The sequence below is a fragment of the Sphingopyxis jiangsuensis genome, assembly GCF_016734905.1.
In the GTDB taxonomy this organism is placed as follows: Bacteria; Pseudomonadota; Alphaproteobacteria; order Sphingomonadales; family Sphingomonadaceae; genus Sphingopyxis; species Sphingopyxis jiangsuensis.
In genome coordinates, this window is the sequence record NZ_JAERPO010000001.1 from 173,494 (window position 1) to 190,618 (window position 17,125).

15 protein-coding genes are annotated in these 17,125 nt (G+C 64.2%); 7 read left to right on the forward strand and 8 right to left on the reverse strand.

The genetic code is table 11. The annotated features are described in order from the left end of the window. Positions 1-105 precede the first annotated feature (105 nt). Positions 106-1,662 carry a BCCT family transporter gene (locus tag JI743_RS00820; RefSeq protein WP_201927198.1) on the reverse strand — a complete coding sequence of 519 codons (1,557 nt, stop codon included), beginning with the start codon at positions 1,660-1,662 and terminating at the stop codon, positions 106-108. Between the two features lie 92 nt (positions 1,663-1,754). Between JI743_RS00820 and JI743_RS00825 the strand changes: the two genes are divergently transcribed. Beyond that, positions 1,755-2,207: a hypothetical protein gene (locus JI743_RS00825; protein WP_201925006.1), complete on the forward strand. Its 453-nt coding sequence runs from the start codon at positions 1,755-1,757 to the stop codon at positions 2,205-2,207. Here JI743_RS00825 and JI743_RS00830 read toward each other — a convergent pair. Beyond that, a complete protein-coding gene (locus tag JI743_RS00830) occupies positions 2,204-2,773 on the reverse strand; it encodes a hypothetical protein (protein ID WP_201925008.1) in 570 nt (189 codons plus the stop codon). The genes JI743_RS00825 and JI743_RS00830 overlap by 4 nt on opposite strands. A 235-nt stretch (positions 2,774-3,008) precedes the next feature. Here JI743_RS00830 and JI743_RS00835 point away from each other — a divergent pair, with 235 nt between their 5' ends. Then, positions 3,009-3,353 carry a UrcA family protein gene (locus JI743_RS00835; protein WP_201925010.1) on the forward strand — a complete coding sequence of 115 codons (345 nt, stop codon included), beginning with the start codon at positions 3,009-3,011 and terminating at the stop codon, positions 3,351-3,353. A 33-nt stretch (positions 3,354-3,386) separates the two neighbouring features. On the opposite strand, the gene JI743_RS00840 is transcribed toward JI743_RS00835, so the two are convergent. From JI743_RS00840 to ypfJ, 6 genes are all read right to left on the reverse strand, one after another. Next, a complete protein-coding gene (locus JI743_RS00840; protein WP_201925012.1) occupies positions 3,387-4,121 on the reverse strand; it encodes a LytR/AlgR family response regulator transcription factor in 735 nt (244 codons plus the stop codon). A gap of 1 nt (position 4,122) precedes the next feature. Further along, positions 4,123-5,295 (reverse strand): sensor histidine kinase, encoded by a 1,173-nt coding sequence (locus JI743_RS00845; protein ID WP_201925013.1) that lies wholly within the window; start codon positions 5,293-5,295, stop codon positions 4,123-4,125. Between the two features lie 119 nt (positions 5,296-5,414). Continuing rightward, a complete protein-coding gene (locus JI743_RS00850) occupies positions 5,415-8,168 on the reverse strand; it encodes a valine--tRNA ligase (protein WP_201927200.1) in 2,754 nt (917 codons plus the stop codon). Positions 8,169-8,317: 149 nt separating this feature from the next. Continuing rightward, on the reverse strand, positions 8,318-10,384 hold the full coding sequence (locus JI743_RS00855; RefSeq protein ID WP_201925015.1) for a S9 family peptidase: 2,067 nt from the start codon (positions 10,382-10,384) through the stop codon (positions 8,318-8,320). 40 nt (positions 10,385-10,424) lie between these two features. Further along, positions 10,425-11,708, reverse strand: coding sequence for a Xaa-Pro dipeptidase (locus JI743_RS00860; protein ID WP_201925017.1), 1,284 nt, complete (start codon positions 11,706-11,708; stop codon positions 10,425-10,427). Next, positions 11,681-12,586 (reverse strand): KPN_02809 family neutral zinc metallopeptidase, encoded by a 906-nt coding sequence (gene ypfJ, locus JI743_RS00865; RefSeq protein ID WP_201925019.1) that lies wholly within the window; start codon positions 12,584-12,586, stop codon positions 11,681-11,683. Before ypfJ ends, JI743_RS00860 begins: the two co-directional genes overlap by 28 nt. Positions 12,587-12,704: 118 nt before the next feature. Between ypfJ and JI743_RS00870 the strand changes: the two genes are divergently transcribed. From JI743_RS00870 to JI743_RS00890, 5 genes are all read left to right on the forward strand, one after another. Next, positions 12,705-13,889: a patatin-like phospholipase family protein gene (locus JI743_RS00870; protein WP_201925021.1), complete on the forward strand. Its 1,185-nt coding sequence runs from the start codon at positions 12,705-12,707 to the stop codon at positions 13,887-13,889. Between the two features lie 3 nt (positions 13,890-13,892). After that, complete coding sequence (locus JI743_RS00875; protein WP_201925023.1) at positions 13,893-14,678, forward strand: 3-hydroxybutyrate dehydrogenase; 786 nt, start codon at positions 13,893-13,895, stop codon at positions 14,676-14,678. A gap of 138 nt (positions 14,679-14,816) precedes the next feature. Then, positions 14,817-15,401, forward strand: coding sequence for a DUF4893 domain-containing protein (locus tag JI743_RS00880; RefSeq protein WP_330901883.1), 585 nt, complete (start codon positions 14,817-14,819; stop codon positions 15,399-15,401). 21 nt (positions 15,402-15,422) lie between these two features. Further along, complete coding sequence (locus JI743_RS00885) at positions 15,423-16,736, forward strand: amidohydrolase (protein WP_236659650.1); 1,314 nt, start codon at positions 15,423-15,425, stop codon at positions 16,734-16,736. 208 nt (positions 16,737-16,944) lie between these two features. Continuing rightward, positions 16,945-17,124 (forward strand): DUF465 domain-containing protein, encoded by a 180-nt coding sequence (locus tag JI743_RS00890; protein WP_236659651.1) that lies wholly within the window; start codon positions 16,945-16,947, stop codon positions 17,122-17,124. The last annotated feature ends 1 nt before the right edge of the window (position 17,125 follow it).

The window sequence follows — 17,125 nt, forward strand, 5'->3', positions numbered from 1 at the left end:
GGGAGGGGCTTGTTCCAGATTTGTTCTATGGGCGCAAGGGGTGCGCGGGAGGGGGCAGCGGGGACAAGATAGGGTGCGCCGCTGGGCGTCGCAACGGGCGCGGGATCATTCGTCCCCGCGCCGTGACCGCCAAGCCATCAGTAGCAGTGAGAGCGCCGCACCGAGGATCACGAACAATGCCGGGAAGCCGCCGAGCACCGACATCATGCGGATGCCGTCGAGGCCGGAGGACGCGACGAGGATGATGGCGACGAGGCCAACCGTTACGCCCCAGACGATCTTGACTGCGAGCGGCGCCTCGGGCTCGTCGGGTGAGATGCCGCGCGTCGACAGCGCGCTCATCGCGGATACATTGCTGTCGGCGGCGGTGACGTAGGAAATGAAAATCGCGGCGATGAGGAGGGCCAGGATAAACGGTCCGCCGCCAATCTCGCTGAACAGGCGGTACAGCAGCGGATCGGGTCCCGATGCGACCAGGAGGCCGTACAACGCCCCGCCGGACTGTCGGTCGACCGCAATCGTGGTGCCGGCAAGGATGATCATCCACAGCGCGCCGAATGCGGCTGGAAGCAACAGATTGAAGGCGATGAACGCGCGCACCGTGTAGCCAACCGCCAACCGTCCGAGAAACAACGCTGTGACAGGTGCCCAGGCGAACCAGTTTGCCCAGTTGAAAATCGTCCACTGGCGATGCCAGTCTGTATCGACGTCGAGGCCGAGACTGCGCGGCAGGAAGCTGCGCAGATACTCCGCCGCGCCCTGCAACCCCATCCGGGGTAGGAGTTCCGCTGGCCCGGCCGCCACGACAAACAGCAGAATGGCCACGAAGAACCAGAAGTTGACGAGCGACAGGCGCGTGATCCCGCGCTGAAGGCCGAGCGCCGCCGACAGGACGAAGACAGCGACGATCGCCCCGACTATGCCCCACCGCAGGACGATTCCGCCCGAAAATCTGCCGAGGCCTTCAATCCCGCCCGCCAGCGCGAGCACCCCGGCGCCAAGCGACGCTGCCATTCCAGCGACGAGCGCGAACAGACAGACGATATCGATGGCGGTGCCGATGCGTCCGTGCGCGCGCGGGCCGATCAACGGGACGAACAGCGACGACAGGCTGAAGGGTTCGCCGCGGTTATAATAAAGGAGCGCGAAGGCCAGCCCGGCGACGGTATAGATGGCATAGGGTGTCAGCGTCCAATGGAGGAACATGGTCGACATCGCGAAGGTCGCGGCGCCTTCGCTTCCCGGTTCGAGGCCCAGCATTGCGGGCGGATCGTTGAGGTGGAATAGTGGTTCGGCGACGCCCCAGAAAAGAATGCCGGTCGCAATGGTCGTGCAAAGCGTAACGGCAAACCAGCGCCACCGCCCGAGCAGCGGCGCCGCGCCGGCTCCGCCGATCGTCATCGCGCCGAGCGGCGAGGCGGCGATTCCCGCCAACAAAAGCAGAAATGCCACGCCGGCGATCGCAAATACGGGGCCGAAATGGCGTAGCACCCAGTCGTTTGCGGCCGTCTCGGCTGCAACAAAGGCGCTTCCCTGCCACAGGCTGAGAACGAGCGCTCCCGAAAGGACGGCCAACGGCGCATAAAAAACGGGACGGTTGATCGGATGGCGTTCTGGTGCTGACAATCGCTCGGCCGGTAGGAGACAGGATGGCCGCAGCATGGTGGCAACACGCACCGAGGTCAAACCTTGCGTGGGAACGGCGACAGTGACTGCGCGTTTGTTACGCATTAACGAAGTTGGAGGAGCTTTTGATGACCAATAGCATGATGGCAGCCGTAGCTGCGATGGCATTGGCGCTGACCGGCACGGTTCCCGTTCCGGCCCTCGCCGTTCAGGCGGCCTCCGACACGCCGGCCGACAGCACAAAGAAGCTTCCCGACGGCACGACGCCAGCCGAGCGAGCAAATACGGCGCGGCTCAACTCGGAACAGGCCGCCAAGGCAAAGGCCGACAATATCACCTATCAGCAGGAAGTGTCGGCAGCTGCGCAGCAAGTCGCGCACGACCAGGCGGAATTCGTCGAAGATACGGCAGCCTATGAAATCGAAAAAGCGCGCATCGCGGCGCTGTCGACCGAAGAACGCCTAAAATATGAAGCCGCCGTCGCGGCGTGGAAAGCCGATGTGGCTGCCTGCAAGGCCGGTGAGACGCATCGCTGCGCCAAGCCCAAACCCACCTTGCCTCCGCAGGATCCGCAGGATTAGTCGACGGGCAAGCGCTCGGGCAGGGTAGTCCTGCGGTCTGCCCGTGGCTCGGGCAAATTACTCTTGGAGGTAGCCGGGCGGGTAGGGTGTTCCCCGCCCGGTTGGTCCATTGGCGCAGGCGGCGCAGCGACATTGACCGGTCGCGGCCGGACTGCCGGCAATACGCGGTCCTCGACCGCGCGGGACGGATCGGGAAATCGACCGCCGTACCGATAATCGTCGTCGGGTTCCGGAACAGGCTGATCGATCTCGACCGAACCAAGGTCGCGAAACGCGTGCGACATGCGCTCGGCGCGTCGCGCGCGTAGCCGCGCCGCGGCGGCGTAGCTGTTCGCGCAATCGATGCAGGGCGGGGCGGAGAGGCTGTCGGGGGTCAGCGCATCGGGGTTCGCGCTCAATTCGGCGAAGCTGCCGCTGACGACCGTGTCGGGGACAAGCCGCCCTCCGACCGAGAAGTCGCCCAATACCAGGCCGCCGATCATGCCGACCGACGCCAGCAGCATCCACCTGACCGCCTTGGTCAGCCCCGAGTTGCGACTCGCCGCGCTGTCGCTTCGCTTCGCCATTGTGGAAACATGCCCGCGCGCGCAATGTGGTTGCAACCCCCCGCTGCCATTTTGACCACTGGTCGGCCGCCTGGGGCCGTTCGTCCTTCAATCGACGCGCAATCAGGTCCGGTCGAACGGGCCATGCGCCGGTCGCGCGGCGGTGGCATTCAGAGGGTGCGGGATGCGGAGGCGGTGGTCTCCCCGGTCCTCGGCTCCGTATCCCGCATCCGTGACCCCGAGAGAGGACTCCCCCATGTCTAAACTTGCTATCACCCTTCTGGCAGCTCCGTTGGCGCTTGCCGGAGCCGTTGCCCCGGCATTTGCCGAGGACGATGTTCGCAGCGTTGTCGTTCGCTACGACGACCTCAACCTGACAAGCGCGAGCGGTCGCGACCGCCTGACCCAGCGCGTCAAAAATGCGGTGGAAATTGTTTGCGACAGTCGCCCGCACTATCGTCCGACGCTTGCCGACCGCGCGCGGGCCGCAAAATGCGAAGCAATCACGATGCGCGACGCCGATGTTCAACTGGCGGCAGTGTTCGACGGCAGCGGCGCCCAATATGCCGACAAGGGCGGCATGACCGTCTCCGCGCGCTGATGACACGCCAAGATGGCGACCCGGAAAAGGCGATCATGCCCCGTGCATGATCGCCTTTACGTCGTGTAGATAGGTGCGGCCGATACGGTGGACGCCGCCGTCACCCAGATCGACACTCCACGCGCCGTCGCCATGATGCTTGAGCCCCACGATGCCGTCACGGCGTACCATTTTCGAGCGATGGATGCGCAGGAATTGCGATGGATCCATTCGCTCTTCGAGCGACTTGATCGTCTGGTGAATCAGCCAGCTTCGTGCGCCGACGTGGAGCCGCATATAGTCGCGTTCCGCTTCGATCAGGTCGACCTGCCCGGCATCAACCCGTAACATTTCGCCGCGATTCTGCACCCAGAATTCGGTAATCCATCGGCTCTTTTGTCCGCTCGTGCGTCCGGCCGAGCGCCATTCGCGCACGCGCGTCAGCGCGCGGCCCAGGCGGTCAGGCGACACGGGCTTCAGCAGATAATCGACTGCGGCAACGTCGAACGCGGCGACGGCATATTGGTCGAACGCGGTAACAAAGATGACCGCCGGGGGGTTGTCGAGCTTGTCGATTGCCGCCGCGACATCGAGGCCGTTGAGGTCGGGCATGGCGATGTCGCACAGCACAAGGTCGGGCGCAAGCGCTTCGACCATGCGAAGCGCCGAAGCGCCATCGCTCGCCGTGCCGACCAGCGAAACGCCATCCTGCTGCCCAGCCAATATCTGCAAACGCTCGATTGCCAGCGGCTCGTCGTCGACGATCAGGGTTCGTAACGTCTGCAGCATGTCAGCACCTTTCGCGTCCAAGGGGCAGCCAGAGCGAGACGAAGAAACCGCCCGCGTCGGATCGGCCCCACTCGCACCCTGCCGACGGACCATAGCGCGTCAACAGTCTTTCGCGAACATTGCCGAGGCCAAGGCCGGTGCCGGGCGCTGGAGCCGGCGCATCGGGGTCGATATCATTTTCGACCCTGATGACCAGCAAGCCATATTCGCTCCGTGCATCGAGCCGCACCGCAATCGCCCCCTTCGAAGGGGCAACGCCGTATTTGATCGCGTTTTCGATAATCGGTTGCAGTATGAGGACCGGAACGCACGCGGAATTGAGATCCTCTGCCATCGTCACTTCGACGTGCAGCCGGTCGGGAAAACGCGCTTGTTCGATGTCGAGATAAAGCCGCTGGAGCGCGATTTCCTCTTCGAGGCTGACCAGCTGTTCGGGATCGACCGCAAGGCTCGATCGCAGGAAGGACGACAAATTCATGATCATCGTCTCTGCCTCGCTCTTCGAGCCGCGCAGGACGAGCGTTGAGAGCGAGTTGAGCGTGTTGAAGAGGAAGTGCGGATTGACCTGATAGTGAAGTGCGCGGAGCTGCGCGTTTTGCGCTTCGATCCGGAAATGGTTCGCGCGGCGCTCGACCGCCCGCATTTCATTGGCATAGCCAAAGGCGACGTAGAGCGCTGCCCAGACGGCGAAAAAGAAATACCAGCGGATCGAGCTATCGAGGATCAGCACCGTTTCCCAGGCGACGGGGAACTTATGCTGCACTTCGCCGATGATCTTGGCCGTATCGGGCGATGGAAACCAGTAAAAGAAAACGAGGAGGTTGATACAGGCATAGACGACCACGAGCGGGACGGCTGCGCCCATCGCAACGCCCAGTCTCGCCCCGAAACCGCGCGGCTGTACGCGCTGGACGAGTTGGTAGAGCACGAAGGTGCAGAGGATGCCTGCAACGACCACGATCGCGCGGCGCCCGATATAATTTAGTTGTTCGTGCGCGCCGGCGAGCATGGCGAGGCCGGTGGTGATCAGGAAATAGATCACCCACATCGCGAGAATCGAGCCGATCGCGACGCGCGGATTGACGCGCGCGTCGGATGCACGCCAGTCGGGCGCGGCAGCAAGCATCTTTGCGCGTTGATCGCGCAAGGCGCCCTTGGAAAGCGGAGTCTTCATTCCGGCCGCTTTAGCGCCAAAACCTCACCACAATCTAGGCGCTGGTGCGCCGCCAGTCGAAGCGGCGGCCGCTTTGGTCGAAAGCGGAGCAATTGTTGCGCTCGAAACCAGTCGCGCGGCTATCCGATCCGCGCGAGCGCCGACGACAGCCTTTCGGCTTCGGCCGCCTTTGCCTCATGGTCAGCGCGGGCCTTGTCGACGGCTTCGGGCTTGGCGCGTTCGACGAAGGCGGGGTTGTTAAGGCGACCGGCAAGGCTGTCGCGCTCCTTGGTCGCCGCGGCGAGCGCTTTGGTCAGCCGTTCGCGTTCGGCGGCGATGTCGATCACGCCTTCAAGCGGGACGGTGATCGTCTCGCCCTCGACGACAAGCTGCGCCGACGCGCCGGCGGGTGCGGGGTCGAAGCTGACGGTTTCGAGGCGGGCGAGACGGTCGAGCTGTGCCGAGAGCCTTTCGGCGCGTGCTTTCAGCGGCGCCGGGAAGTGTGCGGTCAGCCGCGCGCCGGGCGGCAGGCCAAGTTCGGCCTTGGCGCCGCGGATTTCGCTCACCAGCTTGATCAGCCAGTCGATGTCGTCGCTTGCATCGGCGTCGCGCTCAGCGGCGGGTTCGGGCCATTTGGCGGTAATCAGCGGATAATCGGCGCGCTCGCCCATCACCGTCCACAGCTCTTCGGTGATAAAGGGCATGAAGGGGTGAAGCATGACGAGGATCTGGTCGAGCACCCAGCCGGCGACGGCCTTGGTCTCATCGTCGATCGCCCCTTTGATCAGCTCCAGATACCAATCGCAGAAAAGGTCCCAGGCAAAGCTGTAGATCGCATTGGCCGCATCGTCGAAGCGATAGGCGGCGAATGCCCTGTCCATCGCCGCAACGGTGTCGGCGACCTCGCCGATGATCCAGCGGTTGACGGGGAGCGTCGCGATCGGCGCTTCGAGACTCGTCGATGCCGAAATGCCATTGGCTTCGCAGAAGCGCGCGGCGTTCCACAGCTTGGTCGCGAAATTGCGATAGCCCGCGAGGCGCGCGTCATCCATCTTGATGTCGCGGCCCTGGCTTTCCATCGCGCTCATAAAGAAGCGCAGCGCGTCTGCGCCATATTGGTCGATCAGGCCGAGCGGATCGACGACATTGCCCTTCGACTTCGACATCTTCGCGCCGTCGGGAGCGCGGACGAGGCCGTGAAGATAGAGCGTCTTCCACGGCACCTCGTCCATGAAGTGCATCCCCTGCATCGCCATGCGGGCATCCCAGAAGAAGAGGATGTCGAAACCCGAGATGAGGACATCGTTGGGGTAGTGGCGCTTGAGGAGGTCGGTGCCCTCGGGCCAGCCGAGCGTCGCGAAGGGCCAGAGCGCCGAAGAGAACCAGGTGTCGAGGACGTCGGGGTCGCGTTCGAGCTGGACGCCTTCGCCTGCTTCCGCCTGCGCCTCTTCTTCGGTCTCGGCGACGAAGATGCGGCCGTCCTCGGCGTACCACGCCGGAATCCGGTGCCCCCACCAGAGCTGGCGCGATACGCACCACGGCTGGATATTCTCCATCCAGTTGAAGAAGGTCTTTTCCCATGTTTTGGGAACGATGTTGATCCGGCCATCGCGCACCGCCTGCATCGGTGGCTGCGCGAGCGTGGCGGCGTCGACATACCATTGGTCCGTCAGCATCGGCTCGATCACCACGCCGCCGCGGTCGCCGAACGGCTGCATGATCATCTTGTCCTCGACCTTGATCATCAGCCCTTCAGCGTCGATGTCGGCGACGACGCGTTTGCGCGCTGCATAGCGGTCGAGGCCGCGATATTCGTCGGGAACGAGGTTCATCGCGTCGATTTCGGCCGAGGTAGCGGATGCGCCCTTCGCGATTTCGACCGCGCGGGCCGCGGTCTCGGCATAGGGTGCGCCGTCGGCCCGCATCGCGGCGACTTCGTCCATCAGCCGGTACATCGGGATGCCGTTCCGCTGCGCGACGCCATAGTCGTTCTCGTCGTGCGCACCGGTGATCTTGACCGCGCCCGAGCCAAAATCGGGATCGGGATAATCATCGGTGATGATCGGGATCAGGCGCCGATGCTCTTTCGGCCCGACCGGGATCTCGCAATATTTGCCGACGATCGGCCGATAGCGTTCGTCGCCGGGGTGCACCGCGACCGCGCCGTCGCCCAGCATCGTCTCGGGTCGCGTCGTCGCGATCGAGATATAGTCGCGCTCTTCCTCGAACAGCACAGTCCCGTCGGCGTCGCGCTCGACATAGGTATAGGTCTCGCCGCCCGCGAGCGGATATTTGAAATGCCACATATGGCCGGGCACTTCGTGCGATTCGACCTCGAGGTCCGAGATAGCGGTCTTGAGTGCGGGATCCCAGTTCACGAGGCGCTTGTCGCGGTAGATCAGCCCCTGCTTGTGGAGTTCGACGAACACCTTGACCACCGCCTTGGTGAAATGCGGGTCCATGGTGAACTGTTCGCGGTCCCAGTCCATCGAACAGCCGAGACGGCGGAGCTGGCGGGTGATCTGGCCGCCGCTTTCGCCTTTCCATTCCCAGACCTTGTCGACGAATTGCTCGCGGGTAAAATCGGTGCGCTTTTGCTGGCGTTCATTGAGCTGGCGCTCGACGACCATCTGCGTTGCGATCCCGGCATGATCCATCCCGACGACCCACAGCGCATCCTTGCCGCGCAGCCGTTCGTAGCGGACGAGCACGTCCTGCAACGTGTTGTCGAGCGCATGGCCGATGTGCAGCGCGCCGGTGACGTTCGGCGGCGGGTTGACGATCGTAAAGGGTTGCGCGTCGGGACGCGCGGGACGGTACAGCCCGCGGCTTTCCCATTCGCGGGACCATTTCGCCTCGATAGCGGCGGGATCGAATGTCTTTTCCATCGGCATAGCGCGGGCGCTTTGCCAGCCATGCTGCGGCGCGGCAAGGGGGAATGGTCCCCAATTTCCGTTCGTATCGAGCGAAGTCGAGATGCCGACCCGCAACATGTGCCTTCCGCGTGTCTCGACTTCGCTCGACACGAACGAGCTTGGTTTGCCTATTTCTTCAAATGCCGCCCCAGCCAATCGAATACCGTGCGATACCATTGCACGCTGTTCTGCCCCTTGAGCACCCAATGGTTCTCGTCCGGGAAAATCAGCAATTCGCCCTCGATCCCCTGCCGTTGCAGTGTGTGGAAGGCGGCAAGGCTCTGGCTGTAGGGTATGCGGAAATCCTTCTCGCCGTGGATCACGAGCATCGGTGTCTTCCACTTGGCGACATGGTTCACCGGATTCCATTTTTCGGCGTCGGGGCGCGTCCACCAGGGGCCGCCATGGTCCCATTCGTCGAACCATAGCTCCTCGGTCTCGAACGCCATCGCGCGCAAGTCGAAAACACCCGCATGATTGATGAGGCATTTGAAGCCGTCGGGCCAGTTCCCGGCAATCCAGTTCATCATATAGCCGCCGTACGAGCCGCCGAGCGCGCAGGCGTTGGCGGTGTCGAGTTGCGCGTCTTGCGCTCCCGCCGCCGCGAGGCCGAGTTTCAGATCTTCGAGCGGCTTGCCGCCCCAATCCTGATTGATGCTGTCGGTAAACGACTGCCCATAGCCGACCGAGCCATGGAAATCGATCGTCACCGCGGCATAGCCGGGCGCCGAAAAGAGGCGTGGGTTCCAACGCGTTGACCAGCTGTTGCCGAAACTCGACTGCGGGCCGCCGTGGACGAGGAAGGCGACGGGGAGCTTTCCCTCGGCCTTTGCGGGCTTGACGATCTGACCCCAGACGGCGTCGCCGTTCGCGCCCTTGAACTGCAGACGTTCGACCGACACAGGGTCGAGTTCGACCAACCGGTCCCCATTGACATCGGTGAGGCGCGTGACGCGTCCCTTCGCGTCGCGGACCCACAGGTCGGTGGGAACCGCAATATTGTTGCGCGTATAGAGGAGCGCGCCGCCGGGCAGCGGGGTGACGTCGCTGATATTGCCGTCCCATTTTTCGGTCGTAACCTTCAGTCTCTCTATCTTTCCGGTCGCGACGTCGACGCGGAAGACGGGGTGGTCGAGCACATCCTGCGCGGTGACATAGAGTGACTTGCCGTCCGGTGCCCAGACAATCGAGCCGACCGAACGGTCCCACGCATCGGTCAATTTGCGCACCTCGCCGCTCTCGAGGTCGCGCAGCATCAATATCTGCCGGTCGGCCTCATAGCCCGGCCGCGCCATCGCGGCATAAGCAAGCCATTTGCCGTCGGGCGAGGGGGCGGGGAGGGTATCGGTCGCTTCATTCGCTTCGGTCAGGTTGACAGGCGGCATCCGCGCATCGACGAGCACACGATAGATATCGAGGTTGGTCGAACGCGGCTCATCCTTGTCGGCCTTGCGCAGCGTGAAATAGACGGTGCGGCTATCAGGGCCCCAGGCGATTTCCTCGCTGCCGCCGAACGGCTTTGACGGCGCATCGCCGATCAAACCCGCGTCGAGCGGTCGCGCGACGATCGCCTTGCCGTCTTCGAGGTTGAAGACGAAGGGGCGGCTATAGGTGCCGGGGGTTTCCCAGCTGTCCCAGTGCCGTACGAAACCGGCGTTATTCTTGTAATGGCGCCCCGTGCCGGGGCCGGGCAGTTCGCCCTTGTCCTTCGCGTCGCAGCCGAAATCCGTGCATTCTCGGGCGATGTCGCCCAAAGCGAGCAATCGCTTGCCGTCGGGCGAGATTTTGAAGCCCGCAACATCGGCCTTGGTGTCAGTGACCCGCGTCGGCTCGCCGCCCTTCGCGGGCTCGACACGCCATATTTGCGATTTGCCGCTGGCGTTCGAGAGGAAATAGAGGCTCCCGTCGGGATGAAAGGTCGGGGCGCTTTCATTCTTGTCGGCGATATCGGCGACACGCACCGGTGCCGCGCCCTTCATTTTGCGGTCGACGAGCCAGAGGCCGGTCGAGCGCTTGAAACTGTCCGCGGCGGTCTCGGTCATCTGAAAAGCGACCCAGCGGCCGTCGGGCGATGCCGTCGGCGCCGCGACGCGGTTGAGCGTCGCCAGATCGACTTCGGTCATCGGTCGGGCATTGGCGGGAAGGGACAGAGCGGCGGCGAGCGCAAGCGCGCTCGGAAGGAGATAGTATTTCATAAAACTGGTTTAGCGGGCAGCGTGCCTGGTGCAACCCCCTTCAGCGAACGAGCTTGCCGCCCTTCATCACATGGTCGATCGCCTCGAGCGCGCCGATATCGGCGAGCGGATCGGCCTTGACCGCCACCATATCGGCGTAGCGGCCGGGAACGATCGCGCCCACGTCGCTGCGCCCCATTTCCTCGGCCGCGCGGCCGGTCGCCGACCGGATCGCCTGCATCGGCGTCATCCCGTGGCGCACCATATATTTGAACTGCCGCGCGTTGAGGCCGTAGGGATAGACGCCGGCATCGGTCGCGTAACCGATGTTGACGCCCAGCTCGACCGCCCGGCGGAACACCGCGCGCTGCGCCTCGGTCGTTTCGCGATTCTTGCGCAAATATTCCTCGGGCCAGCCTTCCTTTGTACCCTCGGCATCGATGAAGTCGCCGTTGTAAATGTCCATCGCCAGCCAGGTGCCGTGCTTTTTCGCCATCTGGAGCGCTTCTTCGTCTGCGAGGCTCGCATGCTCGATGCTGTCGACCCCGGCGCGGATCGCATTCTTCATTCCTTCGGCGCCGTGCGCGTGTGCGGTGACTTTTTTCCCGCGCGCATGGGCGACCTTCACCACCGCACGCAGCTGATCTTCGGTGAGTTCGGGCGCCCCCGGCTCGGTGCCGATCGCCAGCACCGCGCCGGTGGCGATCGTCTTGATGAAGTCGGCGCCATGATCGAGCAGAAAGGCGGCTTTGGCGGCAGCCTCTTCGGGAGTCGAGGCGACGCCGAGGCGCAGGTCGGGCGGAAGCTGGTCGTTGGGCATCACGCCGTTGAGTTCGCCGCCGCCGCCGGGGACCGTGATATAGGCGCCCGCAACCCACATGCGCGGCCCCGGCACGTCGCCGCGCTCGATCGCGTTACGCAGCACGACATCGGTGAGGCCGCGATAGGTGCCGACGTCGCGGACGCTGGTGAAACCGGCGTCGAGCGTGACGCGTGCATTGCGCGCGCCGACGAGCGCGGTTTCGGCGGGCGAGGACTTGATCGGAGCGGCGAGATCGGCACTTTGGCCAAGGTCGGCAAGGTGGGTGTGGAGATCGATAAGCCCCGGCAGCACGGTGAACCCCGACCAGTCGAGCCGGGTCGCGCCTTCGGGCGTCGCGCCGCAGGGAGCGACGGCGACGATCCGTTCATATTCGACCGTGATGCACTGGCCCGTGCGGACATTGTCGGACTGGCCGTCGATCAGGCGGCCGGCCTCGATGTAAAGCGTTTGCGCGTTCGTCGCCGATGTGGCGAAAGCCGCGACCAGTGCCCCTGCTAAAGCGCAGCGTTGAAGGTTTCGCATTGTTGTGGATCGCCCGTCTGGAGGCCGCGGCGCAGCCAGGTCATGCGCTGCTCGCTCGTGCCGTGGGTAAAGCTTTCGGGAACGGGTCGCTGCCCCGCCGAGCGCATCAGCGTATCGTCGCCGATGGCGTTGGCGGCGCGCATCGCTTCCTCCATATCGCCCGGTTCCATCACCGGCTGACCTGCGCTGTTGCGCGCGCGCGCTGCCCAGACGCCGGCGTAGCAGTCGGCCTGGAGTTCCATGCGGACCTGCAGCGCATTGCCCTCTGCCTGCGAGCTGCGCGCCTGCGCACGCCGCACCTGCTCTGACGTTCCGGTGATTGTCTGGATATGGTGCCCGACCTCATGCGCGACGACATAGGCCTGCGCCGCGTCGCCCGCGGCGCCGAACCGGCCTTCGAGTTCACGGAAAAAGCTGGTGTCGAGATAGACGCCCTGATCTGCGGGGCAATAAAATGGTCCCATCGCCGCCTGTGCTGCGCCGCACGCCGAGCGGTTCTGGTCGGTAAAGAAGTTGAGCGTCGGTCGTCTGTAACCGCCGACGAGGTCGCCCCACACCTGATGCGTCGATCCGAAGACATTGCAGGCAAAACGTTCAGCCGCCGTGTCGCAGGCGACCGCCTGGCCGCCGCGACTGTCGGCCATCGGATCGGCGGTCCCGCCCCCCATGCTCAACATGTTAGCGCCGCGACCGAGCAGGAAAAACGCTGCCGCGCCTAGGATCAGGATCGTCCCGCACCCCATTTTGCGCCCAAGCAGCATCGGAAGGAAGGCGAACAGCAGATTGCCGAGCCCACCGCCACCGCCGCCGCCGAATCCGCCGCCGCCGCGCCCAAGGTCGCGGATGTCGTCGCCGGGGTCATAATCGTCGAGGCGCATCGCCTATCTCCAGCTTTCTACCCACTTGTTCCGATTGTTACAGCCGAAACCGGCAATTGGAAGGGTTTTGCACCTTCGCCCGCTTGCAATCGTGCGTGCTGCGGTGCAACAATTGCCAATGCCCCGCCGCGCCGTCCATGCTGCCCTGCCGCTTCCCGATCTTGTCGTGCTCGTCTTGCAGGGCGGCGGCGCACTGGGCGCCTATCAGGCCGGCGTTTACGAGGCACTGATCGATCTGGGCATCGAGCTCGACTGGGTCGCGGGGATTTCGATCGGCGCGATCAACGCTGCGATCATTGCGGGCAACCCGCGCGACGAAGCGGTCGGAAAGATGCGCAACTTCTGGGACGGCGTGTCGTCGGCGCTCCCCGCGTTGCCGGTAGTCGACAACGACCTTGCCCGCGAATGGATGCATCTTGCCGCCGCCGGACAAGTCGCGGCTTTCGGCGTTCCCGGTTTCTTCGCACCGCGCTGGCCGCCGCCAGGCTTTGCCGAACCGCAGACGCCCGCAGCCGTCAGCCTTTATGACACGGCGCCCCTAGCGGCGACGCTCGACCGGCTCGTCGACTGGGATCGGGTGAACGGCGGCAGCGTGCGCCTGTCGGTCGGGGCGGTTGCGGTCGAAACCGGCAACTTTCGCTATTTCGACACGCGCACCGACCGCATCGACGCGCGGCATATCCTCGCGTCGGGAGCGCTTCCGCCGGGGTTGCCGCCGGTCGAGATCGACGGCGTCTGGTATTGGGACGGCGGACTCGTGTCGAACACCCCGCTCGAACATGTCGTCCAGTCGGCGAAGCAGGATATGCTGGTGTTTCAGGTCGACCTCTTCCCCGCGCGCGGGGAGCGGCCGCACGATTTGGAGGAAGCCTGGTCGCGCGAGAAGGATATCCGCTATTCGAGCCGCACGCGGCGCATCTCCGACGGGCTCGTCCGACGCCGCAAGGAGCATCAACTCGTCGACCGCATGTTGAGCAAGCTCCCCGACGAATTGCTCGATCTTCCCGAGGTCAAGGCGGTGCGGCGCATGGTTGATTGCCATGCGCTCAATGTGGTTCAGCTGATACACCAGCCGCCGACCTGGCAGACCGGCGCGCGCGATTTCGAATTTTCGCGGTCGACGATGGAGACCAATTGGGCTCTCGGCCGCGCGGCGGTTGAAGCGGCGATGAAGGACGGACATTTGCTAGCGCAAAGTATCGTCGAGGGGCGTTCGGAGGCCTTTGCCGTCCAATCGAACGCCTTGCGACCCAAGGTTGTGCCCGACGCTCCAGATGAAACTCCCCCACAGAAAGGAAGCTGACCCATGCATCTCAAAGGCAAGACCGCACTCGTCACCGGATCGACATCGGGCATCGGGCTCGGGATTGCGAAGGCGCTTGCGGCCGAAGGCGCGTCGCTGATCATCAACGGGTTCGGCGACGCGGGCGCAATCGAGGCCGAGCGGGCCGGGCTCGAAGCGTTGAGCGGAGCAAAGGCCGCCTATGACGACGCTGACCTGACCAAGCCCGAAGCCATCGCGGACATGTTCGCGCGCGCCGACACCGAGATGGGCGGCGTCGACATCCTCGTCAACAATGCGGGAACGCAGTTCGTGTCGCCGGTCGAGGAGTTCCCGGTCGAGAAATGGGACCTTATCCTCGCGCTCAACCTGAGCTCGGCCTTTCATACGATGCGTCTCGCGATTCCGGGGATGCGCAAGAAGGGATGGGGACGGATCATCGGCACCGCGTCGGCGCACTCGCTCGTCGCCTCGCCGTTCAAATCGGCCTATGTTGCGGCCAAGCACGGACTCGCCGGGTTGACCAAGGCGGTCGCGCTCGAGGTGGCGGATGCTGGTATCACGGTTAATTGCGTCAGCCCTGGCTATGTTTGGACGCCGCTCGTCGAAAACCAGATTCCCGACACAATGAAGGCGCGAGGGATGACGCGCGAACAGGTGATCAACGACGTGCTGCTCGCCGGTCAGCCGACCAAGCAGTTCGTGACCGTAGAGCAGGTGGCGGCGTTCGTTCTGTTCCTGACGCGCGACGAAGCGGCGAATGTCACCGGGGCCAATCTGAGCGTCGATGGCGGGTGGACCGCGCAATAGACCCGACATTCGGTTGAGCATTCTCCTTCGCTCTCTTATGGTTAAGCGATAACCGGTCAGGAGAGGCGGAGAATGAAGGGTCGCGCTATATTAGTTTCATTGCTTGTCGCAGGAGTAGCGCTCGGCGGGTGCCGTCCGGTGCCCGCCAGTCCGGTGTCCGCTGCCGACCTCCCGCCGCCGGAGGCCGACGGCAGTTGGCGTGCGACGGCGACAGATCAGGGCCGCGAGCGTATCCGCAACTGGTATGCAAGCTGGACCGCCGCGCTCGCCGACGCGCGCGCAAAGGGGCAGGGGGCGGCCATCGAACGCGAGGGCGCGTTGCTTGCACCATTGGCGGCGCTTCCCAATCCGCATTTGCCCGCCGGCGATTACCGGTGCCGAACCGTCAAGGTCGGGGCGAAGGGGCGCGGGACGCTAGGATTCATTGCCTATGGCTGGTTCCGGTGCCGCATCGCCGCCGAGCAGGGGCTTTACAGCCTGACCAAGACTTCGGGATCGCAGCGCCCGGTCGGATTGATCTTTCCCGACAATCTGAAGCGCCAGATATTTCTCGGCACTCTGGTTCTCGGCGACGAGAAAATGCCCGTCAGTTACGGGATCGACCGGATGCGCGATATGGCGGGCCTTGTCGAACGGATCGGCGAGAATCGCTGGCGCGTGGTTCTGCCTGCGCCGGCCTATGAATCGCTGCTCGACGTGATCGAACTGGTACCGGAAAGCTAAAGCGGGGGAATGGACATGAATATGAAGCTGACGGCCGTCGCGGCCCTTGCGATCATCTTGCCGATGCCGGTCGCGGCGCAGGATATCGCCGCCGAAGTCGGCAAGCAGATGCCGTCGTTGATGAAGATCTATGACGATTTTCACGCCAATCCCGAACTGAGTTTCATGGAAGTGCGCTCGGCCGGCATTCTTGCGGCCGAAGCGCGCGGGTTGGGATTCAGCGTTGCCGAGAAGGTCGGCGGAACGGGTATCGTCGCGGTGATGGAAAACGGCCCCGGTCCGGTCGTGCTCGTCCGCGCCGATATGGACGCGCTTCCGGTCACCGAGCAGACGGGCCTCCCCGGCGCCTCCAAGGTGCGGGTGACAACCAAGGAGGGCGTCGAAACGGGCGTGATGCACGCCTGCGGTCACGACACCCATATGACCGCGTGGGTCGGTGTTGCGCGTCTGATGGCGGCACACAAGGATCGATGGTCGGGCACGCTGGTCATGATCGGTCAGCCTGCAGAGGAACGCGGCGCGGGTGCCCGAATGATGCTGGAGGACGGCCTCTATACGCGCTTTCCGAAGCCCGATTACGCGCTGGCCTTTCACGACGCCGCGCAGTTTCCCGCGGGAATGATCGGCTACACGCCGGGCTATGCGCTCGCCAATGTCGACAGCGTCGATATATTGGTGAAGGGCGTCGGCGGGCACGGCGCCTATCCGCAAACCACCAAAGACCCGATCGTCCTGGCAAGCCGGATCGTCACGGCCTTGCAGACGCTCGTCGCGCGTGAGGTAAGCCCGCTCGACAGTGCCGTGGTGACCGTCGGAAGCTTTCACGCGGGCGCCAAGCACAACATCATACCCGACGAGGCACGGCTGCAACTGACCGTTCGCAGCTATACCGATGAGGTGCGCACCCATTTGCTCGACGGCATCGCACGAATTGCCAAGGGCGAAGCGATCGCTGCGGGGCTTCCCGACGACAAGATGCCCGAGGTGACAGTCGACCGGAACGAGTTCACGCCATCGACCTACAACACGCCCGAACTGACGCGCGACATGGCCGAATTTTTGACGGGCCGGTTCGGGGCGGCGCGCGTTCATCAATTGCCGCCGGTCATGGGCGGTGAGGACTTCGGTCGCTTTTCGCGCGACGACAAGGATATTCAAAGCCTGATCTTCTGGGTCGGCGGCGTCCCGCAGGCCGAGTTCGATGCGGCGAAGAAGGAGGGTCGAACCCTGCCGAGCCTTCACTCGCCTTTCTGGGCGCCCGACGCGCATGCGGTTGTTTCGACCGCGACCGAGGCGCTCACGGCAATGGCGATGAAATTGATGCCGAAGGGATGATCGAGGCGGCGAGCGGGCTCTTGCACCGGGCATCCCGGCGCCCTAAATAGCCGCTATGCGGGCCGGGCCCCTCTGGCGTCGGCGGGTTTATCCCGCCACGTGATGTCGGACCGCATCGGGTGACACCGATGCTCTGGCCCTTCCTCCCCCCTGATCAGGGTAAGGCATCGGCGTCACCTGTTTTGAGTACGCTCAATCAGGAGGCCATATGTCTTTGAATCCCCATATTTATCACCTGTCCGCGTTGCACCGCCGTCTGGACGAGGCAGTCCGCCGGGAAGCGCGGCGACGCGGCGGCGATCCGTTCCGGCTGTTGCGGCTCAAGAAGCTGAAGCTCGCTGTGCGCGACCGCCTTTCGGCGATTATGCGCCGGCGGGCGCTCGGCTGAT